General features: G+C 69.3%; 24 protein-coding genes. 16 read left to right on the forward strand and 8 right to left on the reverse strand.

The genetic code is table 11. The features are described 5' to 3' along the window. Positions 1–192: 192 nt before the first annotated feature. Positions 193–1,407, forward strand: coding sequence for an A/G-specific adenine glycosylase (gene mutY / locus MFF24_RS11875; protein ID WP_238224629.1), 1,215 nt, complete (start codon positions 193–195; stop codon positions 1,405–1,407). 63 nt (positions 1,408–1,470) lie between these two features. On the opposite strand, the gene MFF24_RS11880 is transcribed toward mutY, so the two are convergent. After that, on the reverse strand, positions 1,471–2,667 hold the full coding sequence (locus MFF24_RS11880) for a site-specific DNA-methyltransferase (protein ID WP_283214494.1): 1,197 nt from the start codon (positions 2,665–2,667) through the stop codon (positions 1,471–1,473). Between the two features lie 431 nt (positions 2,668–3,098). On the opposite strand from MFF24_RS11880, the gene MFF24_RS11885 reads away from it, so the two are divergent. From MFF24_RS11885 to MFF24_RS11915, 7 genes are all read left to right on the forward strand, one after another. Beyond that, complete coding sequence (locus tag MFF24_RS11885; RefSeq protein ID WP_108941023.1) at positions 3,099–3,446, forward strand: septal ring lytic transglycosylase RlpA family protein; 348 nt, start codon at positions 3,099–3,101, stop codon at positions 3,444–3,446. A gap of 154 nt (positions 3,447–3,600) precedes the next feature. Beyond that, positions 3,601–3,918: a polyhydroxyalkanoic acid system family protein gene (locus MFF24_RS11890; protein ID WP_238224630.1), complete on the forward strand. Its 318-nt coding sequence runs from the start codon at positions 3,601–3,603 to the stop codon at positions 3,916–3,918. 74 nt (positions 3,919–3,992) lie between these two features. Then, complete coding sequence (locus MFF24_RS11895; RefSeq protein WP_133090929.1) at positions 3,993–4,235, forward strand: hypothetical protein; 243 nt, start codon at positions 3,993–3,995, stop codon at positions 4,233–4,235. Between the two features lie 43 nt (positions 4,236–4,278). Further along, a complete protein-coding gene (locus MFF24_RS11900) occupies positions 4,279–6,102 on the forward strand; it encodes an ABC-F family ATP-binding cassette domain-containing protein (RefSeq protein ID WP_238224631.1) in 1,824 nt (607 codons plus the stop codon). Positions 6,103–6,458: 356 nt separating this feature from the next. Next, the gene (locus tag MFF24_RS11905; protein WP_238224632.1) at positions 6,459–8,117 is read left to right on the forward strand and encodes a porin; all 1,659 of its coding nucleotides are present in this window, start codon (positions 6,459–6,461) and stop codon (positions 8,115–8,117) included. Positions 8,118–8,357: 240 nt separating this feature from the next. After that, positions 8,358–10,358 (forward strand): OmpA family protein, encoded by a 2,001-nt coding sequence (locus MFF24_RS11910; protein ID WP_238224634.1) that lies wholly within the window; start codon positions 8,358–8,360, stop codon positions 10,356–10,358. Continuing rightward, entirely contained in the window at positions 10,355–10,636 is a 282-nt protein-coding gene (locus MFF24_RS11915; RefSeq protein WP_238224636.1) for a hypothetical protein, read from the forward strand. Before MFF24_RS11910 ends, MFF24_RS11915 begins: the two co-directional genes overlap by 4 nt. Here the strand turns inward: MFF24_RS11915 and MFF24_RS11920 are convergent. Then, a complete protein-coding gene (locus MFF24_RS11920) occupies positions 10,568–11,854 on the reverse strand; it encodes an adenylate/guanylate cyclase domain-containing protein (protein ID WP_238224638.1) in 1,287 nt (428 codons plus the stop codon). The genes MFF24_RS11915 and MFF24_RS11920 overlap by 69 nt on opposite strands. A gap of 140 nt (positions 11,855–11,994) precedes the next feature. On the opposite strand from MFF24_RS11920, the gene MFF24_RS11925 reads away from it, so the two are divergent. Beyond that, complete coding sequence (locus MFF24_RS11925) at positions 11,995–12,600, forward strand: HD domain-containing protein (RefSeq protein WP_238224639.1); 606 nt, start codon at positions 11,995–11,997, stop codon at positions 12,598–12,600. Here MFF24_RS11925 and MFF24_RS11930 read toward each other — a convergent pair. Then, complete coding sequence (locus tag MFF24_RS11930; RefSeq protein WP_238224736.1) at positions 12,590–14,914, reverse strand: lytic transglycosylase domain-containing protein; 2,325 nt, start codon at positions 14,912–14,914, stop codon at positions 12,590–12,592. The genes MFF24_RS11925 and MFF24_RS11930 overlap by 11 nt on opposite strands. Before the next feature lie 187 nt (positions 14,915–15,101). On the opposite strand from MFF24_RS11930, the gene dapA reads away from it, so the two are divergent. Continuing rightward, the gene (gene dapA, locus MFF24_RS11935; RefSeq protein WP_108941031.1) at positions 15,102–15,992 is read left to right on the forward strand and encodes a 4-hydroxy-tetrahydrodipicolinate synthase; all 891 of its coding nucleotides are present in this window, start codon (positions 15,102–15,104) and stop codon (positions 15,990–15,992) included. 105 nt (positions 15,993–16,097) lie between these two features. Continuing rightward, complete coding sequence (gene smpB, locus MFF24_RS11940) at positions 16,098–16,571, forward strand: SsrA-binding protein SmpB (RefSeq protein ID WP_108941032.1); 474 nt, start codon at positions 16,098–16,100, stop codon at positions 16,569–16,571. Between the two features lie 180 nt (positions 16,572–16,751). Here the strand turns inward: smpB and MFF24_RS11945 are convergent, their stop codons facing one another. The 4 genes from MFF24_RS11945 to rpoZ form a co-directional block, all read right to left on the reverse strand. Then, a complete protein-coding gene (locus MFF24_RS11945; RefSeq protein ID WP_133090921.1) occupies positions 16,752–17,408 on the reverse strand; it encodes a LabA-like NYN domain-containing protein in 657 nt (218 codons plus the stop codon). A 496-nt stretch (positions 17,409–17,904) separates the two neighbouring features. Continuing rightward, positions 17,905–18,495: an orotate phosphoribosyltransferase gene (gene pyrE / locus MFF24_RS11950; protein WP_166059947.1), complete on the reverse strand. Its 591-nt coding sequence runs from the start codon at positions 18,493–18,495 to the stop codon at positions 17,905–17,907. A 141-nt stretch (positions 18,496–18,636) separates the two neighbouring features. Further along, positions 18,637–20,868 (reverse strand): RelA/SpoT family protein, encoded by a 2,232-nt coding sequence (locus tag MFF24_RS11955; RefSeq protein WP_238224640.1) that lies wholly within the window; start codon positions 20,866–20,868, stop codon positions 18,637–18,639. A gap of 297 nt (positions 20,869–21,165) precedes the next feature. Beyond that, positions 21,166–21,576, reverse strand: a complete 411-nt coding sequence (gene rpoZ / locus MFF24_RS11960; protein WP_108941035.1) for a DNA-directed RNA polymerase subunit omega — start codon at positions 21,574–21,576, stop codon at positions 21,166–21,168. A 203-nt stretch (positions 21,577–21,779) separates the two neighbouring features. On the opposite strand from rpoZ, the gene MFF24_RS11965 reads away from it, so the two are divergent. From MFF24_RS11965 to MFF24_RS11980, 4 genes are all read left to right on the forward strand, one after another. Further along, positions 21,780–22,346 (forward strand): NifU family protein, encoded by a 567-nt coding sequence (locus MFF24_RS11965; RefSeq protein ID WP_108941036.1) that lies wholly within the window; start codon positions 21,780–21,782, stop codon positions 22,344–22,346. Between the two features lie 144 nt (positions 22,347–22,490). After that, entirely contained in the window at positions 22,491–23,171 is a 681-nt protein-coding gene (tsaB, locus tag MFF24_RS11970; protein ID WP_133090918.1) for a tRNA (adenosine(37)-N6)-threonylcarbamoyltransferase complex dimerization subunit type 1 TsaB, read from the forward strand. Then, complete coding sequence (locus MFF24_RS11975) at positions 23,168–23,689, forward strand: GNAT family N-acetyltransferase (protein WP_238224641.1); 522 nt, start codon at positions 23,168–23,170, stop codon at positions 23,687–23,689. The genes tsaB and MFF24_RS11975 overlap by 4 nt, the downstream gene beginning before the upstream one ends. A gap of 25 nt (positions 23,690–23,714) precedes the next feature. After that, positions 23,715–24,593: a lysophospholipid acyltransferase family protein gene (locus MFF24_RS11980; RefSeq protein WP_238224642.1), complete on the forward strand. Its 879-nt coding sequence runs from the start codon at positions 23,715–23,717 to the stop codon at positions 24,591–24,593. Positions 24,594–24,597: 4 nt separating this feature from the next. On the opposite strand, the gene MFF24_RS11985 is transcribed toward MFF24_RS11980, so the two are convergent. After that, positions 24,598–25,038 (reverse strand): MEKHLA domain-containing protein, encoded by a 441-nt coding sequence (locus tag MFF24_RS11985; protein ID WP_238224643.1) that lies wholly within the window; start codon positions 25,036–25,038, stop codon positions 24,598–24,600. A 115-nt stretch (positions 25,039–25,153) separates the two neighbouring features. Here MFF24_RS11985 and miaB point away from each other — a divergent pair, with 115 nt between their 5' ends. Continuing rightward, positions 25,154–26,494, forward strand: a complete 1,341-nt coding sequence (miaB, locus tag MFF24_RS11990) for a tRNA (N6-isopentenyl adenosine(37)-C2)-methylthiotransferase MiaB (protein WP_238224644.1) — start codon at positions 25,154–25,156, stop codon at positions 26,492–26,494. Positions 26,495–26,502 lie beyond the last annotated feature (8 nt).

The following is a 26,502-nucleotide window of genomic DNA, read 5'->3' on the forward strand; positions in this document are numbered from 1 at the left end:
GAACACAAGGGCGACGTGACGGGCACGCCGCACCCATGATCCTACCCGAATTGCGGCCCCCGCGGGAGTCGGCACCGGCGCGGGACGGAGCGGCGGCAGGGCGGCGTCACCGCGGCGTCACTTTTCGGCAATCGCTCCGCAGGGGACCCGAAGCCGCTTTTTCCGCACCCGCGCTCCCGCTATGGACGAGCCATGCCCGCCGCCTCGGCCGCCGACCTCCTCGCCTGGTACGACCGCCACCGCCGGGCACTGCCTTGGCGGGCGCTGCCGGGTGAGACACCCGACCCTTACCGAGTCTGGCTCTCGGAAGTGATGCTGCAGCAGACCACCGTCACCGCGGTCAAACCCTATTTCGAGAAATTCCTGACGCTGTTTCCCAACGTCGCGGCGCTCGCGGCCGCGCCGGAAGAGGCGGTGATGTCGGCCTGGGCCGGACTCGGCTATTATTCCCGCGCTCGCAACCTGCATGCCTGCGCCAAGTCGGTCGCGAGCGCAGGCGGGTTTCCCGACACGGAAGAAGGCCTGCGCAAGCTGCCCGGCATCGGCGCCTACACGGCGGGCGCCATCGCCGCGATCGCCTTCGACCGGCCAGCCGCGGCCGTCGACGGCAATGTCGAGCGGGTCATGAGTCGCCTGCACGCCATCGAGACGCCGCTTCCCGCCGCCCGCGCCCAGATCCGCCTGTTCACACAGGCCCTGGTGCCAGAGCGGCGGCCGGGCGACTTCGCGCAGGCGCTGATGGATCTCGGCGCGACGCTCTGCACCCCGAAGCGCCCGGCCTGCGCCCTCTGCCCTTGGATGCTGCCCTGCCGCGCCCGCGCCGAAGGCCTACAGGAGACGTTTCCGCGTAAGGTCAAGAAGGAGAAGGGTGTTCTGCGAAGAGGAGCGGCGTTCGTGGCGCTAAGGGCCGGCGACGAGGCGGTCCTGCTGCGGACGCGCCCGCCGGAAGGCCTGCTCGGCGCCATGGCCGAACCGCCGACGAGTGAGTGGCTGCCCGATTACGACCCAGCCAAGGGCCTGCTCGACGCCCCCCTCGATGCCCGCTGGAAGCGTCTGCCCGGCGTGGTGAAGCACGGCTTCACCCATTTCCCGCTGGAACTGACGGTGTTTCTCGCCCGCGTCGCGGCGGACACGCGGCCGCCGGAGGGCATGCGCTTCACCCCCCGCGACGCGCTCGAGACCGAGCCGCTGCCCGGTGCGATGAAGAAGGTGCTCGCCCACGCGCTCACCGGCCCGGTGCCCGTGGTGACGCCGAAGCCGGTTCCGGTCCGCGAACCCGATCTTGCCACGATCCCGGAGCCCGAGCCGCCGCCGCGGCGTGGGCCGATCCCGAAGCTCGCCTCGTCGCGGCCCTCGGATTTGGCGCGGATCGTGAAGAAGGCACCGAAACCGGTTCGGACACGATAAAATGATGCAGGGCTCTGCCCTGCACCCGCGAAAGGACTTGTCCTTTCGAAACCGAGACGAGCGCTAAGCCCCGGCTTGGCCCCGCATCTCAGTCCGAAAATCGTCGATGCAGACGAGTTTTCCGCCGCGCTCGGCGTGCCAGAAGGTCCAGCCGTTGCAGGCGGGCAGGCCCTGCACCAGGGCGCCGACCTTGTGGATCGACCCCATCGCCGGCCCGACGCTGAGCTGGCCGTCCGGCCGCACCGTCGCCCGGAAGCGGCGGCGCTCGTCGGTCAGCGTCTCGCCGGCCCGGACATGGCCGGCCTCGACCACGCTCAGGAACGGGATGCGCGGCTCCGCCCGCTTCGGGGTAGCGAGCGCCAGTGAAGCGGCCGACAGCGTCTCGATGCTCTCGATCCGGGCCCGCGCCGCGGCGGCGTAGGTCGGGTCGCGCTCGCAGCCGATGAAGTGGCGCCCGAGCCGCTTGGCCACGGCGCCGGTCGTGCCGGTTCCGAAGAACGGGTCGAGCACCACGTCGCCGGGATTGGTCGCCGCCAAGAGCGTGCGGGCGAGCAGGGCTTCCGGCTTCTGGGTCGGATGGACCTTGCGGCCCGCCTCGTCCTTCAGCCGCTCCTCGCCCGTGCAGAGCGGGATGAACCAGTCCGAGCGCATCTGAAGGTCTTCGTTGCCGGCCTTCAGGGCATCGTAGTGGAAGGTGTACTTCGCTTGCGGCGAGCGCGAGGCCCAGATCAGGGTCTCGTGCGCGTTGGTGAAGCGCTTGCCGCGGAAATTCGGCATCGGGTTGGCTTTGCGCCAGACGATGTCGTTCAGGATCCAGTAACCGAGATCCTGCAACGCGCTGCCGACCCGGAAGATGTTGTGATAGGAACCGATCACCCAAAGTGAGGCGTTCGGCTTCATCACGCGACGCGCGGCCTTGAGCCAGGCGCGGGTGAATTCGTCGTAAGCTTCGAAGCTGGAGAATTTGTCCCAGTCGTCGTCGACGGCATCGACCACGCTCTGGTCGGGACGGGTCAGGCCCGCCTCGCCGAGCTGGAGGTTGTAGGGCGGGTCGGCGAAGACGCAGTCGACGCTTTCCGCCGGAAGACGATCCATGGCGGCGATACAGTCGCCGATCAGGATTTCGTCGAGGGGTAGGGTGTTGGGGAGACGCTGAACGGAGGGTGCGAGACCCATCCGCGGCGCCGACGCGATCCGCCCGGTACGCGAGACCTGATTCCGGGCGGTGACGCCGACGACCGCGGTACGCGGGGAAGCCATGGCAAACACCGGTTACGCGACTGACACCGGGACCATGCCGCGATCACGGTAAAGGTCGGGTTTGCCGTCGCCGTACGGTTGCGTCTCGTTATGGGGCGGCAGTTTTTGCCGGCCTTTTCCATGCAACAAATGCAAGGGTCCGCTGTCCGAGGGGCAGAGGATAGCGACGGCCCGCCCCAGGCTTTCGCGAGGCTCCGTGGCCTGCCACCGAATGCTTGCCGCGCCAGTTTTGATATCCCAGCGATAAGACGCACCGGGCTCGCACCAAGTAATCAATTCTTGCTGCGACAGGATGGGCGAGAGCGGCGACGGATAGTCTTAACAGCAGCCTAACGCCGGGAACAAAATCCCTGTCTTATTTTGGCCGAGATCGGGCTCATTTTCCGCAGCGCTCAACGCACATCGCAAATAACAAGGGAATGCGATTTTCGATGAAGGTTTCCAACCGGACCGCTGCCGCCTGCCTCGTGACCGTCATCGGCGCCCTCGCGACGCTGCCCGCCCAGGCCCAGAGCGGCCAGGCCTCCTGGTACGGAAGCGGCCGGAAGACAGCGAACGGCGAGCGTTTCAACCCCAACGGATACACCGCCGCCCACCGCAGCCTGCCCTTCGGCACCCGCGTTCGCGTCACGAACCGCTCCAACGGACGCTCCGTCGTCGTGCGCATCAACGATCGCGGCCCGTTCGTCGGCGGCCGGGTGATCGATCTGGCCCGCGGCTCGGCTCGCGCCATCGGCATGTCGGGCACCAGCTACGTTTCGCTCAACGTGGTGCGCTGAAGGCGCGGGGCCACTGGAGCCTTCCCCTGCGACCGGCGCCGGCGCGCCGAGCGTTGCCGGGGAACCGACCCGTTCCCATAATTGTCTCTTGAGATGATGTGCGGCCCGGATCATCGATCCGGGCCCGCGCTTTGAGGACAGGAGAAGGGTCGAGATGGCGAAGCCGATGGTGGTCGAGATTCCGCACGAACTCGGCCGCGACGAGGCCCGGCGGCGCATCGACGAAGGTACCACCCACGTGCGCGAGGCGCTCGGCAAGAGCGGCATCGCCATCAACACCCTGAACTGGACCGGCGACCGGCTCGACTACTCGGTGACGGCCCTGGCTCAGACCGTGGACGGCCAGATCGACGTCGGCCAGGACGTGGTGCGCGTCGAGGTGCGCATGCCACTGCTCTTGTCGATGTTCGCACAGAAGATCCAGAAGATCGTCGGCAAGGAAGGCAACAAGCTCCTCCTGACCAAGAAGTAACGGAACCCGCCTGCCTGCTCTCCGTTGGCCCGGACGGCGGCGCGGCGGACGCGCCGTCAGCGAGGTGCTCAACGATGGCCAATCCCGGATCGATCCCGGAAACTCCCACGCCCGGCCCCGAGATCCCAAGCCCGGGACCGGAGACGCCCGGCCCCGCCACCCCTGACACGCCGCAGATCCCCGAACCGGGTCCCGGCCCCGAAATCCCCGGCGGAACACCCGCGGAGGCGCCTGGCAACGTGCCGACCGAGATTCCGGTCGAGAGCCCCGGCCTCCCCGATTCGACCCCCACGGGGCCGGCGAACCCGACCGCCTGAGGCGTCCGTTGTTCCGGGCTGCGGCTGCTGCCATAAGCCCGGCATGGCCGCTCCCCCGCTTCTCACCCTTCAGGATGTCGCGCTCACCTTCGGCGGCACGCCGCTGATCGAGCGGGCCGAGCTGACGATCGCGCCCGGCGACCGCACCTGCCTCGTCGGCCGCAACGGTTCGGGCAAGTCGACCCTGATGCGCATCGCCGCGGGGCTGGTCGAGCCGGACCGGGCCGTGCGCTTCGTCCAGCCCGGCACCACGATCCGCTACCTTGCGCAGGAGCCGGACTTCTCCGGCTTCGAGACGACCCTGGCTTTCGCGGAATCCGGTCTTGCGCCGGGCGACGACGCCCACCGCGCCCGCTACCTGCTGGAGAGCCTGGGACTCGACGGCAGCGAGGATCCGCGCCGATTGTCAGGCGGCGAAGCGCGCCGGACCGCGCTGGCCCAGGCCCTCGCGCCCGAGCCCGACATCCTGCTGCTCGACGAGCCCACCAACCACCTTGACCTGCCGGCCATCGAGTGGCTGGAAAACGAGCTGAAGCGCACCCGCTCGGCCCTCGTCCTCATCAGCCACGACCGCCGTTTCCTCTCGGCCCTGTCGCGCGCCACCGTCTGGCTCGACCGTGGGGTGACGCGGCGGATCGAGCAGGGCTTTTCGAGCTTTGAGGCATGGCGCGACGCCTTCTTCGAGGAGGAGGAGCGCGACAAGCACAAGCTCGACCGAAAGATCGCCGACGAGGAGCATTGGCTACGCTACGGCGTCACCGCCCGGCGCAAGCGCAACGTGCGCCGGCTCGCCGACCTGCAGAACCTGCGCAAGCAGAGCCGCGAGCACCGCCGGCCGGTGGGGCAGGCGGTGCTGACCGCGAGCGAGGGCGAGGCCTCGGGCACGCTGATCGCCGAAGCCAAGCACGTCTCGAAATCCTACGGCGAGCGCCGGATCGTCCACGACCTGACCCTGCGGGTGCTGCGCGGCGACCGGCTCGGCATCGTCGGCCCCAACGGGGCGGGCAAGACCACGCTGATCAATCTGCTGACCGGCTCCCTCGCGCCTGATTCGGGCGAGATGCGCCTCGGCACCGGCCTCAACATGGTCCATCTCGATCAGACGCGCGCCGTTCTGGAGAACACCGCCACGGTCACGGAGGTTCTGACCGGGGGGCGCGGCGACAGCGTCACGGTGGGTGGGCGCAGCCGCCACGTGATCGGCTATCTCAAGGACTTCCTTTTCAGCCCCGAACAGGCGCGCACCCCGGTGAGCGTGCTCTCGGGCGGCGAGCGCAACCGCCTGCTGATCGCGCGGGCGCTCGCCCAGCCCTCCAACCTCCTCGTGCTCGACGAGCCCACCAACGACCTCGACCTCGAGACCCTCGACCTGCTGCAGGAGATGCTCGGCGACTATGCCGGCACCCTGATTCTGGTCAGCCACGACCGCGACTTCCTCGATCGCGTCGCCGGCAATGTCCTGGTCAGCGAGGGGGAGGGGCGCTGGGTCGAATATGCCGGCGGCTATACCGACATGCTCGGCCAGCGCGGACGCGGCGTGGAGGCCCGCAGCGACGGGCGGGACAAGGCTGCCCGCGACCGCCCCGAGCCGCGGGAGAAGGCGCCGCGGGCCGAATCGCCTCCGGCGCGGACCAAGCTCGGTTTCAAGGAACAGCACGAACTGAAGACGCTGCCGACGCGCATGGCCGAGTTGGAGGCGGGAATCGCCAAGCTGCGCGAGGTCCTGGCCGATCCAGGCCTGTACGGACGCGATCCCGGACGTTTCCAGAAGGCGACGGCGATGCTCGGTGCCGCGGAGACCGAACTCGCTGCCGCCGAGGAGCGCTGGCTTACCCTGGAGATGCAGCGCGAGGCGCAGGGCGGCTGACCGCGCCCGCTCCGTTCATCAGTCCCACCGCGCCGTGCCCGAGATCATCCTTCGCCTCACCTTGTTAGCGGGGAAAACTTTTCGGTTGGGCAGGGATTAAGTTGCGGTGCTGCAACAGACGGCAGCGAAGCCACTTTGTGACACCTCCAAGACTGTTATGCCTGTTGCCCGTACGGCCACGCTCGACCATGGTGCCGCTGCGGACGGGATAACCCCGCTGCGGCTTGGCCAACACCCGAGTGGGAAGGCCCAAGCTCCAAGGGAAACAAGGACTGGTCGGGTCGCTCTCAGCGATGGGAGCCCAACCAAAACAGAAGTCCGATCCCGTGGGTCTCGAAACTTCTGGAGGGTTTACCATGAAGCTCGTGAAGAGCCTTCTCCTTGGATCGGCAGCGGGGCTGACCATCGTGGGTGGGGCTCAGGCCGCCGACCTGCCGGTGAAGAAGGCCGCTCCGATTGAGTACGTCCGGGTCTGCACCGCCTACGGCGCCGGCTTCTTCTACATTCCGGGCACCGACACCTGCCTGCGCATCTCCGGCCGCGCCCGCGCCGAGTATGGCTACATCGGCAGCGATAACCGTCGTGTCACCGGCGGCGGCGACCTCTCGGGCTTCGTCGGCCTCGCCCGCTTCGCCTTCGACACCCGCACCCAGACCGGCTACGGCACCCTGCGCGCCTTCCTTCGCGTCGACATGGCGAGCCGCACCGGCCACACCAAGCTCTCCTCCGGCACGAACCTGCGCGGCGGCTACGCCTTCTCCGGCACCGGTCAGGATGCCTTCGGCCGCATCCAGAACTTCGTCAACGTCGACAAGGCGTTCATCCAGTTCGCCGGCCTGACCGCCGGTCGCGCCTCCTCGTTCTACGACTTCTACGCCGCCGACTACGAGATCATCGGCTCTTCGCTCGGCTCCAACATGCCGTCGACCAACCTGCTCGCCTACACGCAGAAGTTCGGTGACGGCTGGACCGCCACGATCTCGATGGAAGATCCGAACTACCGCAAGAACCCGCTCTTCACGAACGCGGTCCCGGCCGCGGGTGCTGCCGCGGGCACGGGTGCCCTCTCGCAGGTCCTGACGACCGCTCCGACCCCGATCATCCTCGGCACCGACGCCCTGGGCAACGCCACCTCGGTCGCCTTCATCGACGCTGTGCAGCGCTCGCGCCTGCCCGACTTCGTCGGCTCGCTGCGCTACGACGCTCCGTGGGGTTCGGCTCAGCTCTCCGCCGCCGTGCGCGAGATCAACGTGGGCGGCTTCATCTCGTCGGTCGGCGTCCCCGGCGGCAGCGCCGCGAACGCTCAGACTCTCCTGGCGGCGCGCGGTCTCGGCGACGGCGTGCAGACCGAGTACGGCTGGGCGGTCCAGGGCGGCGTGAAGTTCAACCTGCCCTTCATCGCTCCGGGCGACGGCCTCTACCTCCAGGGCTCGTACGGCGAGGGCACCTCGTTCTACACCGGCATCAACCGCTTCACCGCCGGCTACCTTGCCAACGCTTCGGTCTATGCCGGCAACCCGTTCAACCAGTATCTCGCCGACGCGGTCGTGAACCCGCTGTCGGGCCGGATCGAGCTGTCCAGCAGCTTCACGGCGGTGGCCTCGTACCTCCACTACTGGTCGCCGGAGTGGCGCTCGGCCTTCTACGCCAGCTACGGTGAGATCTGGTTCCCGACCGGCGCCCGCCAGGCCACCAGCCAGGCGAACGCTCTGGTCAACAGCGGTAACACTGTGGCTCCGGGCTCCTACCTCACCAACCCGGTGGGCTACGCCACCAGCCAGTCGCTGCGCGACACCTACCAGATCGTCACCGGCGCGAGCCTGATCTGGTCGCCGGTCAAGGACCTCGATATCGGCGTCGAGGGCCAGTACATCCGGACGGGCGTCAAGGGCGGCCGCGTTGCCGACCAGGACAAGGGCGGCTTCATCGGCGCCGGCAACGCCCAAGTGCCCACCCGCACCGTCAGCAGCGAGGACGTGTTCCAGGCCCGCTTCCGCGTGCAGCGCGACTTCTAAGACGAACCTGCGGCAGGCCGCGTGCCTGCCGCTCGCAATCATCGGCGTCCCGGGCGTTCGGGACCCGAAGACGACGAACGTCCTCCAGACCCCGGCTTCGCGGCCGGGGTTTTTTCTTGGTCTTGCGTGAGCCGGATCGGGCGTGCGGTTCGCGACCGCCTGCAGGGCGCCCGGCCTTCAAAGCGCCCCGATGCGCGTGTCTCCTGGTCATCATCGCCGGCCGTCGAGGAGGTCGAGCCTATGTCCGCGCCTTCGCTTCCGCCTTCATCACCGCCGCACGGCGCTCCGTCACGCTCGCGCCTGGTCCGCGCCGGCTGGCTCGCCGGCCTTCCCATCCTCCTGCTGATCGCCGTGGCGGCCTTCTCTCTCGGCCTGTCGCGCGTCAGCGCCCGCCTGGAGCGGCAGGCCTCTGCGATCGCCGCCGGCACCGGGGAAGGGCAGCCCGAGCCTTGGCTGCGGGTCTCGGTGACCGGCCGCGACCTGACCGCATCGGGCGAGGCGCCGGAAGCCTCCCAGCGCGAGGCGGCCGTCGGCCGGCTCGCCGCGATCGAGGGCGTCCGCCGCCTCACGGACCGGACCGGCGTGATCGAGGAAGTGTCCCCCTTCGTCTGGTCGGTGGAGCGTCCCGCGGCCGACCGGGTCGAGACCAATGGCAGTCGCCCGGCCGAGGTCGGCGCCTTCGAGCTGGCACAGCGGCTGAAGCCGGCCCTGCCGCGCGACACCACCTTGAGCGATCACGCCCGAGCCGCACGGGGTGCGCCGCGCGACTTCCCCGACGCGGCGGCCTTTGCCGTCGAGCGGCTTCAGGATCTCACCACCGGCGCCGTCGCCACGCTCAACGACACCGTTCTCTCGATTCGCGGCGAGGCGGCCAGTCTCGCCGCCTACGACGCTCTGCGCACGGCGCTGGCCACACCACCGCAGGGCTACACACTCGGCACGGTCGAGATCACACCGCCGGTCGTCGCGGATTTCCGCTTCGGCGTCACTCGCCGGCCGGATGGCAGCCTCGAACTCAACGGTCATGTCGCCTCGGAGGGCGCCCGCGAAGAGATCCGTGCCGCCGCCGCGCAGGCTGCCGAGGGCGCCGCGATCGACGACCGGCTGCGCGATGCCCGCGGCCTGCCGCAGGGTGTCGACGGGCCGGCACTGGCCCGCTTCGTCTTCAAGCTCGCCGCGTTACTGCACGAGGGACGCGTCAGTTCCGATGGCGCGGTCGTCTCGGTCGAGGGCAACGCCCTGGATCAAGCGGCGGTCACCGAGGCGGAGGGGCTCATGCGCGAGGCCCGCCCGGCCGGTGTCAGTGCGGGCCGGGTGGCGCTCACCGCACGCCCCATCGTCCCCTACGTCCTGCGCATCCGCCGCGGCGCCGACAGCGTCACCGTCAGCGGCCATCTGCCCGATCAGGCGGGCCGCGAGGCGCTGCTGGCCCGGCTCAACCCGCGCTTCTTCCGCGAATCGATCCAGGACCGCACGCGCTTGGCGGCCGGCGCCCCGACCGGCCTAACGGCGGCACTGGCCGCGGCGGTCGATCCGCTCTCGACGCTGGCCAGCGGTGAGCTGACGATCACCGGCACCCATCTGCGCCTCACCGGAACGAGCCTCTACCCGGAGAGCGCCGCCCGCCTCGGTCGGACGCTGCCCCAGGCGCTGCCGGCCGGCTGGAGCGCGACCGTCACGATCGCATCCGACGACAAGCCGGCGGTCACGGCCGAATCGGGCGCCTGCGGGCAACGTCTGGCCGAGCGCACCGCCGGCCATCCCCTGCGCTTCGCTCCGGGCAGCACGGCGCTCGCGCCCGAGTTCTACCCGGTTCTCGACGCGGTGGCAGCTTTGGCCCGCGCCTGTCCGGGCGAGCGGATCGAGGTCGTGGGCCATCTCGATCCGGCCGGGGCGAAACCCGAGGCGCAGGCCGACCCGGTCGCCGACGAGGCGGCGAAGGAGACGACCCCCAAACCCTCCAAGGTCAGCGCGAAGCCGGAGTCGAAGAAGGACGCGAAATCGAAGGCCGCCAAGGCGGAGCCGAAGGAAGCGGCCAAGGAAGCGTCCAAGTCTGAATCGAAGCCCGAGAAGACCGAGGCCGAGCGGGCGGAGGCCGGCGCCGACCTCGCGCGGGCGCGGGCGCTTGCGGTGGTGGACTACCTCCAGAAGGCCGGCGTGCCGCTGGAGCGCGCTGCCGCGCCGACGGGGATCGCCCCGCTCTCCGACCGGCAGGGCATCGGCTTCAGCCTGCGCTCGTGACCCTCGTCCTCTCCTCACTCTGGCCGGCGCTGGCGGCGGCGCTGGGGCTCGGCCTCGTCATCGGCACGCTCACCGGCCTTCCGCGGGGCGGACTCGCCCTGGCGGCCGCCGGGCTTCTGCTCACGGGCCTTGCGATTCTGTCCGGCCTGGCAGCGCTACGAACAGTCCCCGGTGCGCCCGGCCTCTGGATCGAATCGGGCGCGGGGCTGCTAGGCGCTTACCTCGCGGGCTGCGTTCTGGGCGGGCTCGGGCGCTCCCTCGCCGGCCGTCCGCTCTGACGGGACGGCTGCCTCCGCCGACAGCCCCCAGATCCGCTGCTTGCGCCCGACGCCGCGTAGGGCGAATTCGCCGACCGCGACGAGGGGTGTGGAGCAGCGCCGCGCGAAGGCATCCGAGAGGAGCAGCGGGCGCCCGAGTTCATCGCACAGACGCTCGATCCGGCTCGCTTCGTTGACCGCGCGCCCGATCACCGTGAAGTCGAGGCGCCGGTCGGTGCCGACATTGCCGGACACGACCCGCCCGTAATGGAGCACGATGTCCGCCTCCAGGGGCGGCAAGCCGTTCCGGCGGCGGGAGGCGTTCAGTCCGGCATTGCGCGCCAGCGCCTCCCGTGCCGCGTCGAACGCGCCGGCGCAGGCCGGGCAGGCGAGGGCGTCCGGCTCGAAAACCGGGAAGACCGCGAGGAAGCCGTCGCCGAGAAACTTCGAAATCTCGCCGCCGTGGCGCTGTACCGGTTCACCCAGCGCATCGAAATGCTCGTCGAGCCAGCCCACCACCTTCAGCGGATCGTCGCGATCCGCCACCGCCGTGAAGCCGCGCAGATCCGCGAGCAGGATCGCGGCGTGGACGACCGTGCTCTGCCCGCGCCGCATCTCGCCCGCGAGCACCCGCGCTCCCGTCGCCGGTCCGAGATAGGTGCCGAGCATCTCACGCATGGTGTGCGACAGGCTGAGCTTGGCCGTGACCAGGGCAATCACCGGCACCAGCCCGGCGACCATCGCCTGCTCCATCTCGGTGAAGCCGCCGGGACGGTCGGTGGCAAACGAGATGCCGACACCCTCCATGGCGCTGCCGGGCGCGAAGGCGACGGCATGAAGCAGGTAATCGGTGGCCCCCGCCTGCCTGAGTTCTCCCAGGAGCGGAAGGTTCGGGCATCCGTTCGATCGCTCGAGCCGCCAGCGCACGAAAGCGAGGTCGTTCGCGCGCAGCCAGCCGACGGGACTGCGGTAGAACGTGTCCTCGCCCTCCGGCCCGTGCACGGTGGGGAAGTACGCCATACCCTGCCCGCGCCGCCACGCGATGCTCACCCCGCGGAAGACGGGGTCGATCACCGGTACCGCGAGGCTGAGGCGCCAGAGCGGGAGACCCGCGGCGACGAGCGCCTCGCAGAACTCCGCGACGATGGCCTCCCCGTCATCCGACTCCGTTGCCCGCGCGATGAGGCGGGCTTCGATGCCGCGGAGGGTCGAGTCAGAGATCGAATCCGTGATGGCCATGGCGAGCCGAGTCTATCGGTGCTCGCGCCGCGATCCAAAAGGCGCCGGGCGACCATGCCTGTGGGAAATCGATCGCGGGGCCATCTTGCCCGGGTGCCCCGAACCCTTCAACGGTGCCGCGGAATGCCAGGAACACCGACATGGACGACGTGAACGACCACGCCTCTGCCCTTGCGCGCCGGTTCGCTTTCCTGGCCGAGATCGACGGGCTCAAGGCGGTGCTGCGCCAGAACCGGACCGTCGGCGAGCGAAGGCGCGAGAATTCGGCCGAGCATTCCTGGCACCTGGCGATGTTCGCCCTCGTCCTCGGCGATCTCGCCCCCGGCCTCGATCTAGGCCGTGTCGTCGCGATGCTGCTCGTGCACGACATCGTCGAGGTCGATGCCGGCGACGTGCCGATCCACGGCGCCTACGACGCCGCCGCGCTGGCCCTGGTCGAGGCGGCCGCGGCCGAGCGGATTTTCGGGCTACTCCCCGCGGCGCAACGCGACCTTTTCCTGGGCCTGTGGCGAGAATTCGAGATGGTGGAGACGGCGGAGGCCCGCTTCGCCAAGGCGCTCGACCGGCTGCAGCCGCTGCTGCTCAACACGCTGACCGAAGGCGGCACCTGGGCCGAGAACGGCCTCACCGAGGCGCAGGTGTTGGCGCGTTACCGGCCGGTGATCGAGCGCGGCGTCCCCGGCCTCTGGCCGTTCGTAGAGGCGATGGTTCGCCGCCACTACCAGGGAGGAGCCGCTACGGCGTGACCGGCTGCGCCTCGGCGCTCACGGCTGTGCGGGCGCCGCGGGCGAGGTCTCGCTCGATCAGGAGCGCGCTCTTGCCGTCGAGGCGGTTGCGGTAGACCTGCAGGTTCTCCATCACCCGCTGTACGTAGTTGCGCGTCTCGGTGAAGGGGATGCGCTCGACCCAGTCGATCGCGTCGACATCGGGCCGGCGCGGATCGCCGTAGGCGTCGATCCATTTCTTCACGTTGCCGCCGCCCGCGTTGTAGGAGGCGAAGGCGAGGATGTAGGAGCCCTTCCAGTCCTCCATCAGTTCCCCGAGATGAGCCTGTCCCAGCCGGGCGTTGTAGGTCGGATCGCTGGTGAGTCGGTCGGTCTCGTAGGAGGTCGAGACGCGCTTGGCCGTGCGCTGAGCGGTGGCCGGCATCATCTGCATCAGGCCGCGCGCGCCGACACCGGACTGGGCGCGGGGATCGAACTGGCTCTCCTGCCGGGCGATGGCGAAGACCATGGCCCGCTCCACCTGCGGCACCGCGGTGAAGGTTTCGTAGTCCGGAATGCCGATGGTCGGGTAGGCGTGCGTGTCGAGCGCCAACCCGCGCTGCGTGGCGAGCTTGCCGATGGCGACCAGCGCGCGAGCGTCGCGCGCTTGCACCGCAGCCTCGCCCAGCGCGTTGACCTGCGCTTCCTCAGTGAGCGAGCGGGCGGCGTCGATGTAGAGCGGCAACGCCAGCTCCTTCATCTGGGCGGCCGACAGGAGCTTCAGTCCGCGCATAAAAAGCCGGTCGTCGAAGGCGGCGCGGGCCGTTGGGCTCAGCTCGGCGGCGCGGCGGAGCGGCAGGCTGTGCTGGCCGAGCCGGGCGCGAGCGAGCTGCCCGTAATAGGCGATCGGCTGGAGCGCGGCGCGCTCGTAGAAGCCCTTCGCCTCGGTCGTTTTGCCCGCGGCTTCCGCCGCGCGGCCCTGCCAGTAGGCAGCACGCGCCAGCGAGATCGGCGTCTCGGCCACGCTCGCGGCAGAAGCGAAGTGCCGCTCGGCCGCCGCCGGGTCGGTCATGAAGCGCAGTGCGATCCAGCCGGCATGGAACTCGGCCTCGATCCGCTTCTCGGAGGTGCGGGCGGAGTGCGCCGCGGCCACCGCGTAGGCGGTCTTGGCATCGCCCGCATCCATCAGCTTGCGCGCGACGATGCGGCGCTCGACCCACCACGTGTCGCCGTCGGCGATGACGTCCGGGTTGGTGGGGGCGGAGAGCAGCACCTTGGCCGCCTCGGCCGCCTTGTCGGCGCGGCGGAAATACTGGGCACGCGAGAGCAGGTAGGAGGAATCGTTGCGCAGCGACGGCGGCACCGAGGCGAGGGCCGGGGTCGCCCCGGTTTTGCCCTGCACCGCCCGGCGGGCGCGCACGAGGCTGGCATAGGAGCCGCCGGCATACTCCGCCGCGCGGGCGGCCGTGGCCCAATCCTCCTTCAGGAGGGCGCGCTCCATCCGGTAGCGGTGGTCGATCACGGTCAGGACGCCGGGGAAGGCGTCCGTCACCTTGGCTTCCAGGCTGCGCCCGAAGCTCTCCTCGCGCCAGAGATCGTGGACGAGGTCGGCGGCGTCCGCATCGAGCCCGTCGGCACGCAGGGCCAAGGCCAGGGCGAACTTGCCCGGCGCGCTGGTCGGCTTCGCGGTGGCGAAGAAGGCGCGCACCAAGCCTGGGCTCTTCTTCTCGGTGAGAAGCCGCTCCTCGGCGCGGCGGCGCAGCAGCGGGCCGGCCGGCCAATCGGGATTGGTGCGGGTGAAGGCGACGACGCGCTCGAAGCTGACGCCGGCCCCGGCCCGGATCGCCACCCATTCGAGCAGCGCCCGTGCCGCCGGATCGGTGAAGCCCGCGGCGAGCCGGTCGCCGTCGGTGACCTTGCCCTTGCGGTAGAGGTCGATCGCCTCGCGGAGCTGGCCGAGATCGGTCTCGCCCGAGGCGATCGGCCGGGCCGGGTCCGGTACCTCGGGGGCAGGAGCGGCCGGCGAGACGGCCGCGTCGGGCAGCGGGAAGGCGACCGGGCCATCCGATTCGGTGGAGGCGTAGGCCGAGGCCGCGGCGGGCAACGGCTTGTCGGAGGCGGCTTCGCCCGCACTCGGATCGAGCCGCAGCGCGTCGGCCGCGACCGGATCGGCGGCCGGGCCCCCGCCATCGCTGACTTGGCCTGCGGGTGCGGTCGCGTCGCTCGCCGGTGCGGCGGGCGCCGAGGCCGGCTGCGGATTGCGCAGCTCGCTCGCCGTGCCGCGTTGCGGCAGCACGAGGGAGCCGGACAGGACGAGCCCGAGCAGCAGGGGCAGGGAGCGAGCGGGGAACGCCAAGGTCATCAGACACCCCGACACGGAGGCCAAGCCTTAAGCTGGGCTCCGGTCCGTTAAGAAGGCATTAACTGCGCAAGCGAAGCGTTTGCGCGCGGGCTGGGGAGGGCCTATGTCTCGCGCGACCCGTGCGCGGCCGAAGCCGCCGGGTTATGCCAGACAGGCAAGAAGAACGGCCGGGAACGCCAGGATGACCGATACCCACGCCCGCCTTCGCGGCTCGATGACCGCGCTCGCGACCCCCTTCCGCGACGGCGAGTTCGACGAGTCGGCCTTCCGCAAATTCGTGAACTGGCAGATCGAGCAGGGCACCCACGCCCTGGTGCCGACGGGCACCACCGGTGAGAGCCCGACGCTGAGCCACTCCGAGCACGACCGCGTGGTCGAGATCTGCGTCGCCGAGGCCGCCGGCCGGGTGCCCGTGATCGCGGGCGCCGGCTCGAACTCGACGCGGGAGGCCGTGGCACGGGCCCGTCATGCGGAAAGCGTCGGTGCGGATGCGGTGCTCACCGTCACGCCCTACTACAACAAGCCGACGCAGGAAGGGATGTACGCCCACTTCAAGGCAGTGAACGACGCCGTCGGCATCCCGATCATCATCTACAACATCCCCGGCCGGTCCGTGGTCGACATGAGCGTCGACACCATGAAGCGGCTGTTCGAGTTGAAGAACATTGCCGGCGTGAAGGACGCCACGGCCAAGATCGACCGTGTCAGCCTCCAGCGGCAGGCCATGGGAGAAGACTTCATCCAGCTTTCTGGCGAAGATGCGACGGCGCTCGGATTCAATGCTCATGGCGGCCACGGCTGCATCTCCGTGGTCTCGAACGTCGCGCCTCGGCTCTGCGCCGACCTGCAGGAAGCAACGCTCGCGGGCGATTACGCCAAGGCCCTGAAGATTCAGGACAGGCTGATGCCGCTGCACGTGCAGATGTTCTACGAATCGAACCCGGTGCCGGCGAAGTATGCGCTCTCGCGGCTCGGACTGATGTCGGAAGAAGTGCGCCTGCCGCTGGTGCCGGCCACCGAGGGCTGTCGCCGGGCGGTCGATGCCGCGCTGGCCCATGCCGGACTGATCTGACGATTTCTGTCTGATCCGAGACAATCCGGCGGGACGCCTCGCCGGACAAGGCGGCGGTCCCCATATCGGTGAGCCGTCGCCGCCCGATCGCGAACCTGAAGAAGAATGGCACCCAAACCCGATCCCGGCCGGCGCGTCGTCGCCGACAACCGCTCCGCTCGCTTCCACTACGCGATCGAGGACACGTTCGAGGCCGGCATCGCGCTGACCGGCACCGAGGTGAAATCCCTGCGCGGCGGAAAGGCGACGATCGGCGAATCCTATGCCGGGCCGTCGGGCAACGACCTGATGCTGTTCAACGCCTATATCCCGGAATACCTGGAGGCGAACCGCTTCAACCACGACACCAAGCGGCCCCGCCGCCTATTGCTGCACCGCCGCCAGATCAACAAGCTGATCGGCGCGACGCAGCGCCAGGGCTACACGGTGATCCCCTTGAAGATCTACTTCAACGACAAGGGGCGGGCGAAGGTCGAGTTGGGGCTGGGCAAGGGCAAGCAGCTCCACGACAAGCGCGAGAGCGTCAAGCAGCGCGACTGGCAGCGCGACAAGGCCCGCCTGATGCGCGACAAGGGCTGAGGCCGTTCTGGGTTTGGTCAGAGGCTCGAGCCGGCCCCGCCGTCATCGCGAGCACATGCGAAGCGATCCAGCGGCGCGACCTTTCCAGATGGGGCGGCGCCCTGGATTGCCACGGCTTCGCCTCGCAATGACGGTGAGGGTCGTTCTCCCGTCATCGCGATCGGGGCCGCGCTGTCCCGCTCAGCCTTCCGCCTCTTCGTCGGACGGGCCGGGGCGGATGCCGTAGCGGCTCTCGAGCCCCGGATTGGCGCGGGGCGCGCGCTCGGCGAAGTCGCGGCGGGGACCGTCGCCGGGCGCGCGCGCGGGGCGCTCGCTAGGGTCACGACCGATCCGGTTGGCGAGATGGGCCAGATCGACGAACTCATCCGCCTGACGGCGCAGATCGTCGGCGATCATCGCCGGCTGGGTCTGGATCGTCGAGACGACGGACACGCGGACGCCGCGGCGCTGGATCGCCTCCACCAACGAGCGGAAATCGCCGTCGCCGGAGAACAGCACCATGTGGTCGATGTGAGGAGCGAGTTCGAGCGCGTCGATCGCGAGCTCGATGTCCATATTGCCCTTGATCTTACGGCGGCCGGCCGAGTCCGTGAACTCCTTCACCGGCTTCGTCACGACGCGGTAGCCGTTGTAATCGAGCCAATCGATGAGAGGGCGAATCGAGGAATACTCCTGATCCTCGATCATCGCAGTATAGTAGAAGGCCCGGATGAGATTGTCGCGGGTCTGAAAATCCTTGAGCAGCCGCTTGTAGTCGATGTCAAATCCGAGCGCCTTCGTGGTCGCATACAGATTTGCGCCATCAATGAAAATTGCGGTGCGCTGTTTATCACTCATTGATCGACCCGTGTGCTGGAGATGAAAGTCATTTTGTTGGAAATTCGGGCATGAAAGCAGTACAGAAAACGCGAGATCGTTACACAATCAAGGTTCGGAATTCTCGCATTCTCGACAGGCAATCGCCTCCGAGTGCCGATACAGGCCGTCGCACGGCCGGACAATCATACTGGCGAAGGACGGCAGCACTCGCGACGGTGCGAACAGCACCACCCCGAGCCACCACCGTGGTGGCCGAGGGGGCAAGCTCTGTCAAGCACCAGACAGAGTTAACCGCACCTGCACGCGCCGCGCGCGAAGAAATGACCTCACAACCAACGGCCCAGGCTGAAAATCATTTTCATAGTGCCAATTGCAAAGCGAGATGCACAATCGATCAGATGGAAACCATACACACTTGAAGTTGCCGGGACGCTCGGGTCGACATCGGCTCATTTGAGTGGAATCTTGAACGGCTCTCCCGGCTCGCAAGAAATGTCGACCGCGCAGCCCGGCCTCAGGGCGCCGGTATGGCCCGGCTGCCCGGCTTGACCGCGGGGAGGGCGGCGAGCTCCGGCGGAAGGGCGTCGGGGGAATAGGTCGGGATATCGAGGGTCACGAGGGAGACGAGCGGCAATCCGATCTCGCCGCGTCCGCCGGACCGGTCGATCAGGCAGGCCGCGCCGACCACCTCTCCGGCCTCGTCCTTCAGGGAGGCGAGGCATTCGCGGGCCGAGAGCCCGGTCGTCACGATGTCCTCGACGATGACGGCGCGGGTTCCCGCGGGGATCGAGAAGCCGCGGCGCAGGGTGAAGGGGCCGCCCGGATCACGCTCAACGAAGATCGCCCTGGCGCCGAGATGGCGGGCGGTCTCGTAGCCGGGGATGATGCCGCCGATGGCCGGCGAGACCACGATGTCGATCCGGCCGAATTGCCGCGTGATCACCTCGGCCAGCGCCCGGCACAGCCGCTCAGTGCGCGCGGGATCGGAGAAGATCGTCATCTTCTGCAGGAAGGTCGGCGAGCGCAATCCGGAGCTGAGGATGAAGTGCCCCTGCATCAGGGCGCCCGCGGAACGGAACTCTTCGAGGACTTCTTCCGGTGTCATGCTCATCCGCTCACCAAGCCGCGTTCCGCCGCTTGTTGCAGCGACGCGCACGGGGCGCAAGCCGAAGGCGAATCGCCGGGCTCCAGGCTCTCGATTGCTGCGCCTTTTGACGAAGCGGCAACCACTTCGTCAAAAGGCGCTCTAACCGTTCACCCGCTCGACCCGGCTCACCGAACGCTTGCCCCGCAGATCCGCGACGATGGCGGTGAGGTGTTTCAGGTCCGGCACCGAGAGATCGATCGCAATATCGGTGAAGTCCTGCGTGCGCCGCTTCATCGAGACGTTGTCGATGTTGCCGTCGTGCTCGGCGATGACCTGGGCGATCTGCGCCAGGGTGCCCGGCTCGTTGATCGATTCGAGGGCGAGCTTGGCGGGAAAGCGCTCCTGCGAGCCCTCGACGTCCCAGCGCACGTCGAGCCAGCGCTCGGGCTCGTTGTCGAAGGCAGCGAGCGCCGCCGACTGGATCGGGTAGATCGTCACGCCGACGCCGGGAGTGAGGATGCCGACGATGCGGTCCCCCGGCAGGGCGCCGCCGTTCGGGGCGAAGCTCACCGGCAGGTCGCCGGCCAGGCCGCGGATCGGGATGCTGCCCGTCGCCGCGACGCCGTCGGCCTCGCCCGAGAAGGTCAGCCGCATGGTCTGATCCTTGGAGCGGGTGAGGCGCCCGGCCGCGCCGCTGGCCGCGGGACCGCCACTCGCGCCGGGCCGGCGCTCGTCCTTGAAGTCGGGATAGACCGCCTTCACCACGTCGCCTGAAAACATTTCTCCGCGCCCAACGGCGGCGAACACGTCTTCGGTCGAGGCGCGGGCGAGCCGGGGCAGGGCGCCGCGCAGCTTCTCCTCGGAGAAGCTCTTGCCCGCCCGCTCGAAGGCGCGGTCGAGGATCTGGCGGCCGAGGCCGGCATATTGCCGCCGGACAGCGGCGCGGGTCGCCCGGCGGATCGCGGCGCGGGCCTTGCCGGTGACAACGAGCGATTCCCAGGCCGCCGGCGGCGAGGCGCCGTCGGAGCGGGCGATCTCGACCTCGTCGCCGTTAGCGAGTTCGTGCAGCAGGGGCGCGAGCCGCCCGTTGATTTTGGCGCCGACCGCCGTGTTGCCGACATCCGTATGCACCGCATAGGCGAAGTCGATCGGCGTGGCGCCCCGCGGCAGGGCGATGAGACGGCCCTTGGGTGTGAAGCAGAACACTTGGTCCTGGAACAGTTCGAGCTTGGTGTGTTCCAGGAACTCTTCCGGCGAGTCGCCCTCGGCCAGGAGTTCGATGGTTCGGCGCAGCCATTGATAGGCGCCGCTCTCGGTGGCGAGGCGGGGGTGGACCTCGCCCTCCGCACCCTCCTTACCGGCCTCCTTGTAGTGCGCGTGGGCGGCGATGCCGTACTCGGCAATCTCGTCCATCTCGGCGGTGCGGATCTGAAGTTCGACGCGCTGGCGCTTCGGCCCGATCACCGTGGTGTGGATCGAGCGGTAGTCGTTCTGCTTCGGGGTCGAGACGTAGTCCTTGTAGCGGCCCGGCACCATCGGCCAGCTCGTATGCACGACGCCGAGGGCGGCGTAGCAATCCGCCACCGTGCCGACGATTACGCGGAAGCCGACGATGTCGGAGAGCTGCTCGAAGGCGACCGACTTGCGCTCCATCTTCGACCAGATCGAGAACGGCTTCTTCAGCCGCCCCTTCACCGCAGCGGTGATGCCGCGGGCGCCAAGCCGGGCGGTGAGGTCGTGCTCGATGCTCTCGATGACGCTGCCGGATTTGGCCGAGAGGTCTTCGAGCCGCTTGGTGATGGTGGCGTAGACCTCCGGCTTGAGCGTGCGGAACGAGAGATCCTCCAGCTCGTCGCGCAGCTCCTGCATACCCATGCGGCCGGCCAGCGGCGCGTAGATGTCCAGCGTCTCCTCGGCGATCCGCGCCCGCTTGTCGTCGCGCATGAAGTGGAGCGTGCGCATGTTGTGCAGGCGGTCGGCGAGCTTGACCAGCAGCACCCGCACGTCTTCGGCGACCGCGAGCAGCAGCTTGCGGAAGTTCTCGCCCTGTACCGCGCGCTTCGAGACCAGATCGAGTCGCTTGAGCTTGGTCAGCCCATCCACCAGCGCGCCGATCTCAGGCCCGAAGATCTCGCGGATCTCGTCGAGGGTCGCGGCGGTGTCCTCCACCGTGTCATGCAGCACCGCCGCGACGATGGTCGCGTCGTCCAAGCGCAGGTCGGTGAGGATCGCGGCGACTTCGAGAGGGTGGGCGAAGAACGGATCACCCGAGGCGCGCTTCTGCGTGCCGTGCGCGCGCATGGCATAGACGTAGGCGCGGTTCAGAAGCGCCTCGTTCGCGGCCGGGTTGTAGCGCTTGACCCGCTCCACGAGTTCGTACTGGCGCATCATCCGCCGAAGGATCCTGCTCTCGATGTGTCGGAAGTCCGGCCGGGACCGGCCATCGTCGTCGTGCAACAGCTTCCTGCATCAGCGCCTCTTGCGCCAGACCCAAGGCGTCGCAGACGCAGCGTAACTGTTTCTCTGAGGCATCGTTTTGCATCATCTTTTTCCGAAAGCCGGCGACCAGCTTTCGGGATGATGCGCAAAGCCCTGCGCCGGTTGCAGGACAGGCAAGCCGAGACGAGAACGCCCGCCGCTCGGGATCGAGGGCGGGCGCGAACGTGGCCTCGGCTTGGAAGGGGAGGCTTACTCGCCCTCGTCGTCGGTCTCGGTCGGCGGCGCCAGATTCTCCAGGCCGCGCAGAAGGTCGTCCTCGCTCATGCGATCGAACTGCACGTCCTTGTCGTCGGAGGACGACTGGGGCGCGACGGCCGCGGCAGCGGGCGAGCTCGACAGGAGCGGCACGGTCTCGGCCTCGGGCTCGTCCACCTCGACGTATTTCTGCATCGAGTGGATGAGCTGCTCCTTGAGATCCTCGGCCGTGATGGTCTCATCGCCGATCTCGCGCAGGGCCACGACCGGGTTCTTGTCGCGGTCGCGCTCGACGGTCAGAGGGGCGCCAGCGGCGAGCAGGCGCGCGCGGTGGCTGGCGAGCAGGACCAGCTCGAAGCGGTTCTCGACCTTCTCGATGCAGTCTTCGACGGTGACGCGAGCCATGCGAGGCGGCTCCTTCCTCAGGCGCGGATACGAACGATATGCGTGATGAACGGGCTTCCTACACCGGATGCCGCTGCGCAACAAGTCGCCGGGCAGGTTGAGAATCCGTGTCCATCGGTCCACATGGAAAGCGGCGCCGGCTGATCCCGGTGCCGCTTCCCGGCCGGCCTTGAACCGGCGCCAGCGGACCCGAGGATTTCCACATGTTCATCCAGACCGAAGCCACGCCGAACCCCGCCACGCTGAAGTTCCTGCCCGGACGCGTGGTGCTGCCCGAGGGAACCTTCGAGGCACGCGACGCCGCCGGGGCCGAGCGCTCGCCGCTCGCCACCGCCCTGTTCGCGGTGCCGGGCGTGAGCGGCGTCTATTTCGGGCACGATTTCATCTCGGTCACCAAGGCCGACGGCGTGAACGAGTGGCCGCAGGTCAAGCCGGCCGTGCTCGGGGCGATCATGGATCACTTCCAGTCCGGCCGCCCGGTGCTGGCCGAGGGCACGGCGCTGGCCGAGGACGAGACGGAGGAATTCTACGACGAGGCCGACCACGACACGGTCGTCACCATCAAGGACCTTCTCGAGACCCGCGTGCGCCCGGCCGTGGCGGGCGACGGCGGCGACATCACCTTCCGCGGCTACCGCGACGGCATCGTCTATCTCGAGATGAAGGGCGCCTGCTCGGGCTGCCCGTCCTCGACTGCGACCCTGCGCCAGGGCGTGCAGAACCTGTTCCGCCACTTCCTCCCCTCCGTGCGGGAAGTGCAGGCGATCTGAACGCCCGGCACACGGGCATGGGTGCAACACCGCCGCGCTTCCTTAAGGAGACCGGCGCCCGGTGCCCTGACGGGAGCGGTGGTTTCGTCCTAAACTGATGCCGATGGCGGGCGCCTGTGGCCCGCCGCCGGATGGAATCGACGTTTGCGGATCCTTGCCATCGATACGGCGCTCGAAGCCTGCGCGGCTTGCGTGGCCACCGACGACAGCGACGACCTGCTCGCCGAGGAGTCGATGCCGCTCGTGCGCGGCCATGCCGAGGCGTTGCTGCCCCTGATCGAGCGGGTCATGGCCCGGGTCGAGGGCGGCTTCGAGGGGCTTGACCGGGTGGCGGTCACGGTCGGACCGGGCAGCTATACGGGCCTGCGCGTCGGCCTCTCCGCCGCCCGCGCCATCGGGCTCGCCGCCGGCATCCCCGTCGTCGGGGTGACGACCCTCTCGGCCCTGCTGGCGCCGCAGCTCGCCCTCAACGGCGAGGATACGGTCGTCGCCGCGATCGATGCGCGCCACGGCGCCGTCTACCTCCAAGCCATGAGCGTCGGGCAAGGGACGGTGATTCCGCCCCGGCACGTCGCCCTCGAGGAGGCGGTGAGCCTGCTGAACGGCAGGCGGGCGATCCTCACCGGCTCCGGCGCGCCCGCCCTCGCGGCAGCGGCAGGTGCGGCCGGCCTCTCCGTCGAGGTCGCCGAGACCGGGGCACCGCAGATCGCCTGGGTCGCCTCGCTCGGGCTTGTGGCCGATCCGGATCAGGCGCTGCCGCGCCCCCTCTACCTGCGCGGGCCGGACGCCCAGCCGCAGGACCATGCGAGGCTCGCGAGGGCATGACGCGCACTGTCTCTCCGTTCTGGCCGCTCGACTGGTGGTCCGCGTGGTGGGATGCCTGGGGCTCCGTGCCCTACGTGGCGCCTTTGCGGGATGCGGGCCAAGCTGCCGACTTGGAGAAGCTCCACGCCACCGCCTTCGCCCGCCCATGGGCCGCCCACGAATTCGAGCGGTTGCTGTGCGAGCGCTCGACCGAGGCGCATGCCCTGCGCTGGGGCAACGCGCTGCTCGGCTTCGTGCTGTCGCGCAAGGCCGTGGACGAGGCGGAGATCCTCACCATCGTGCTGGCGCCCTCCGCCCGTGGCGGCGGACACAGCCGACGGCTCCTGAGCGAGCACCTGACGGCGCTCGCCTTCTCCGGCATCCGCACCGTCCATCTTGAAGTGGATGAGGGCAACACGCCGGCCCTGAAGCTCTACGCCCGCCACGGCTTCCTCAAGGTCGGCGAGCGTAAGGGCTACTACCCCCTGCCCAATGGCACCCGGGCCACGGCGCTGACGATGAGCGCGTCGCTGTCGTGAAGCCTCGCGCGAGCGCAGCCGGCCGATGACCCGCGCCGGCATCGGCCTCCGCCTGCTCGTCCAGGCGCTGGCCTTCCTGATCGTGATCGGGCCGCACTGGCTCAGCCTGCGCTTCGGGCGCGGGCGGCTCGCCGCGCATATCCCGGTGCTGTTCCATCGCCTGTTCCTGCGCCTGTTCTCGGTGCGGGTGACGCAGACGGGCTCGCCGCCGCCGCCGGGCGAGCCGGCGCTGGTGCTCGCCAACCACGTCTCCTGGCTCGATATCGTCGCGCTCGGCTCGCTGCGTCCGCTCTCTTTCGTGGCAAAGTCGGAGATCGAGGGCTGGCCGCTGATCGGCCCGCTGGCCAAGCTCCAGCGCACCGTCTTCATCGAACGGGCCAAGCGCGCGGCGACCGCCAGCGTCAACGCTACGGTCGGGGAGCGTCTCGTGAACGGCGACCTGATCGTGCTGTTCGCCGAGGGCACCACCGGCGACGGCTTGCGGCTGCTGCCGTTCCGCTCCTCGCTCGTCGGCGCGGCGCGCGCAGCGCTCGCCGCCGAGGCCGGCGGGCTCGCCCGCATCCGGCTCCAGCCGCTCGCCCTGGCCTATCCGCGCCGCAACGGCCTGCCGGTGACCCGCTCCGAGCGCCCGGAGATCGCGTGGTACGGCGACATGCACCTCGCGCCCCATCTGGCCCTGTTCGCGGGTCGCGGCCCGATCGACGTCCACGTGGATTGGGGGGCGCCGATCGCTTTCGATGCCGCCACCGACCGCAAGGTGGCAACCGCCCAGGCCGAGGCCGCGGTGCGCCGGAGCCTGCGCGAGATCCGCCTCTGCGGCTTGGCCCCCCGCCCGGCACCGGCGGCGCCCGAGGTGGCGGGGGAAGGCGCCGACGTCTCGGCGCCCGGCATTGCCGCGGTCTGAGCACTCAGGCAGTGAGCGGGAAAGTCGCCGCCTGCCCGCGCACGGTTCCATCCTCATCGACGAGCTGCCAGACAATCCCCTCGGTCACGGGAAAGCGCCATCCTTCCTTGGCGACGCGGATGCCGGCATAGTCCGAGACGAAGCCGTCACGGGCGACCGCGTCGAGCAGGCGCTGCCGCTCGGCCCGCTCCGGCGCCTCCGCCGAGAGCCGCGAGGGCATGCCGACGAACTCCTCCGAGGTGTAGCCGAAGACCCGCTGCGCCGCCCGGTTGGCGTAGACGAAAAGCGGGTCGGCGCTCGTGTCGTGGGACAGCACCGCGAAGGGTGCCTGGGCGTAGAGCCAGTCCGGCCCGAGATCCGGCTCGGGGATGAGCGGGCGGCCGACGAGGCGCCGGAAGCTGCCGGTCAGCAGGGCGAAGAATCTGGGATCGTCGGCAAGGCTCATGCGCGGCTTCTACAGGATTCGGAACAGAATCGTGTCGGCGTTCGATCCATGGTAAGGGGCCCCGAACCGGACATTCCGAATAAAGACGCCGCCTGTCGGCGGCAGGGTTGCGAACTTGAAGAAAGCCTACGTCAAGTCCTACGGCTGCCAGATGAACGCCTACGACGCCGGCCGCATGGCCGACGTGCTGGCAGCCGAGGGCTACAGCGCGACGGACTCGGTCGAGGAGGCCGATGTCGTCGTGCTCAACACCTGCCACATCCGCGAGAAGGCCGCCGAGAAGGTCTATTCCGAACTCGGCCGCCTGCGCGTGCTCAAGGGCGAGCGTGCCGAGAGCGGGCAGGACACGCGCATCGTGGTGGCGGGCTGCGTCGCGCAAGCCGAAGGCCGCGAGATCCTTTCGCGCGCGCCGGCCGTCGACGTCGTCGTCGGCCCGCAGAGCTATCACCGCCTGCCGGACCTGTTGCGCCAGTCGCGCGAGGCCCGCGTCGTCGACACCGAATTCCCGGTCGAGGACAAGTTCGATCACCTGCCCGCCCGGCGCAACCGCGGCGTGACCGGCTTCCTCACGGTGCAGGAGGGCTGCGACAAGTTCTGCGCCTTCTGCGTCGTGCCCTATACTCGCGGCGCCGAGGTCTCGCGCTCGGTGGCGGCGGTGGTGGAAGAAGCGCGCCGCCTCGTCGAGGGCGGGGTGCGCGAGATCACGCTGATCGGCCAGAACGTCAACGCCTATCACGGCGACGGGTCGGACGGCGCCCCGGCCACGCTGGGGCAGCTGATGGACGCGCTGGCTTCCGTGCCGGGCCTCCTGCGCCTGCGCTACACCACGAGCCATCCCAACGACTTCGCGGATGATCTCATTGTCGCGCACGAAAAAAATCCGCTGGTGATGCCCTACCTGCACCTGCCGGTGCAGTCGGGCTCCGACCGCATCCTGCACGCGATGAACCGACGCCACACCGGCGACGCTTACCGCCGGTTGATCGAGCGAATCCGGAACGCGCGGCCCGACATCGCCCTGTCCTCGGACTTCATCGTCGGCTTTCCCGGCGAATCCGACGCCGACTTCGCCGAGACCATGCGGCTCGTTGCCGATATCGGCTTCGCCGCGGCCTTCTCGTTTAAGTACAGCCCGCGGGCCGGCACGCCCGCAGCGGAGCGCGAGGATGCGGTGCCGGAAACGGTGAAGACCGAGCGGCTCGCCGCCCTCCAACAGCTCCTCGATGCGCAGCGCCACGCCTTCAACGCGGCCTCGGTCGGCACGGTCACCGAGATCCTGGTCGAGAAGACCGGCCGCCATCCGGGTCAGGTCGCGGGCAAGACGCCGCATCTCCAGGCCGTGCAGTTCGATGCGCCGGCCTCGACCATCGGCACCCTGGTGCCGGTGCGGATCACGCGGGCGGGCTCGAACAGCCTGTTCGGCGAGGTGCTAGAGGGTGCGGCGGCCGCCGCATGACCTATATG

It is taken from the genome of Methylorubrum aminovorans (genome assembly GCF_022179725.1).
Taxonomy (GTDB): Bacteria; Pseudomonadota; Alphaproteobacteria; order Rhizobiales; family Beijerinckiaceae; genus Methylobacterium; species Methylobacterium aminovorans.

Coding starts and splice junctions, on each gene's coding strand:
- mutY (WP_238224629.1), top strand. CDS start 193: ATGCCCGCCGCCTCGGCCGCCGACCTCCTCGCCTGGTACGACCGCCAC.
- MFF24_RS11880 (WP_283214494.1), bottom strand. CDS start 2,667: ATGGCTTCCCCGCGTACCGCGGTCGTCGGCGTCACCGCCCGGAATCAG.
- MFF24_RS11885 (WP_108941023.1), top strand. CDS start 3,099: ATGAAGGTTTCCAACCGGACCGCTGCCGCCTGCCTCGTGACCGTCATC.
- MFF24_RS11890 (WP_238224630.1), top strand. CDS start 3,601: ATGGCGAAGCCGATGGTGGTCGAGATTCCGCACGAACTCGGCCGCGAC.
- MFF24_RS11895 (WP_133090929.1), top strand. CDS start 3,993: ATGGCCAATCCCGGATCGATCCCGGAAACTCCCACGCCCGGCCCCGAG.
- MFF24_RS11900 (WP_238224631.1), top strand. CDS start 4,279: ATGGCCGCTCCCCCGCTTCTCACCCTTCAGGATGTCGCGCTCACCTTC.
- MFF24_RS11905 (WP_238224632.1), top strand. CDS start 6,459: ATGAAGCTCGTGAAGAGCCTTCTCCTTGGATCGGCAGCGGGGCTGACC.
- MFF24_RS11910 (WP_238224634.1), top strand. CDS start 8,358: ATGTCCGCGCCTTCGCTTCCGCCTTCATCACCGCCGCACGGCGCTCCG.
- MFF24_RS11920 (WP_238224638.1), bottom strand. CDS start 11,854: ATGGCCATCACGGATTCGATCTCTGACTCGACCCTCCGCGGCATCGAA.
- MFF24_RS11925 (WP_238224639.1), top strand. CDS start 11,995: ATGGACGACGTGAACGACCACGCCTCTGCCCTTGCGCGCCGGTTCGCT.
- dapA (WP_108941031.1), top strand. CDS start 15,102: ATGACCGATACCCACGCCCGCCTTCGCGGCTCGATGACCGCGCTCGCG.
- smpB (WP_108941032.1), top strand. CDS start 16,098: ATGGCACCCAAACCCGATCCCGGCCGGCGCGTCGTCGCCGACAACCGC.
- MFF24_RS11945 (WP_133090921.1), bottom strand. CDS start 17,408: ATGAGTGATAAACAGCGCACCGCAATTTTCATTGATGGCGCAAATCTG.
- pyrE (WP_166059947.1), bottom strand. CDS start 18,495: ATGACACCGGAAGAAGTCCTCGAAGAGTTCCGTTCCGCGGGCGCCCTG.
- MFF24_RS11955 (WP_238224640.1), bottom strand. CDS start 20,868: ATGATGCGCCAGTACGAACTCGTGGAGCGGGTCAAGCGCTACAACCCG.
- rpoZ (WP_108941035.1), bottom strand. CDS start 21,576: ATGGCTCGCGTCACCGTCGAAGACTGCATCGAGAAGGTCGAGAACCGC.
- MFF24_RS11965 (WP_108941036.1), top strand. CDS start 21,780: ATGTTCATCCAGACCGAAGCCACGCCGAACCCCGCCACGCTGAAGTTC.
- MFF24_RS11975 (WP_238224641.1), top strand. CDS start 23,168: ATGACGCGCACTGTCTCTCCGTTCTGGCCGCTCGACTGGTGGTCCGCG.
- MFF24_RS11980 (WP_238224642.1), top strand. CDS start 23,715: ATGACCCGCGCCGGCATCGGCCTCCGCCTGCTCGTCCAGGCGCTGGCC.
- MFF24_RS11985 (WP_238224643.1), bottom strand. CDS start 25,038: ATGAGCCTTGCCGACGATCCCAGATTCTTCGCCCTGCTGACCGGCAGC.